Source organism: Komagataeibacter saccharivorans (assembly GCF_003207825.1).
Lineage (GTDB): Bacteria > Pseudomonadota > Alphaproteobacteria > Acetobacterales > Acetobacteraceae > Komagataeibacter > Komagataeibacter saccharivorans.
Genome location: NZ_NKTY01000105.1, coordinates 1 through 511 on the forward strand (window position 1 = coordinate 1; position 511 = coordinate 511).

Annotated in this window: 1 protein-coding gene; it reads left to right on the forward strand. The window is 55.4% G+C overall.

All coding sequences use genetic code 11. The annotated features are described in order from the left end of the window. Nucleotides 1-488, forward strand: a 488-nt coding sequence (locus tag CFR79_RS15580) for an integrase core domain-containing protein (protein ID WP_258373667.1), incomplete at its 5' end; no start/stop codon positions are given. Nucleotides 489-511 lie beyond the last annotated feature (23 nt).

Genomic DNA, 511 nt, shown 5'->3' on the forward strand with positions numbered 1-511 from the left:
TCCGCATTCTGGCTGTTATCGACGATTTCAGTCGCAAGAACCTGGCATTGGTTGCCGACACGTCATTATCAGGTGGACGTGTGGCGCGGGAACTGACGGCCCTGGTGGAACGATATGGCAAACCCCTCATGATTGTCAGCGACAACGGTACGGAGTTCACATCCCATGCCATCCTGAAATGGGCCGATGAGATGAAGGTTGAATGGCACTATATCGCCCCCGGGAAACCGCAACAGAACGGCTTTGTCGAAAGTTTCAACGGCCGGTTGAGGGATGAATGCCTCAACGAGACGCTGTTCACGTCTCTCAGCCATGCCCGACAGATTCTGGCTGACTGGCGGGAAGACTACAATACGGTGCGCCCCCATTCCCAGCTGGGTGGCAGGACACCGGATCAGGTCGCCAGACAAGTGTCTCGGGGGCATGCCCCCGAGACACTTGTCATCCCATCAACCCAAAGCCATAAAAAACGGGAACTCTCCTTTTGAGTGGATACAAAAAAGGGGGCACG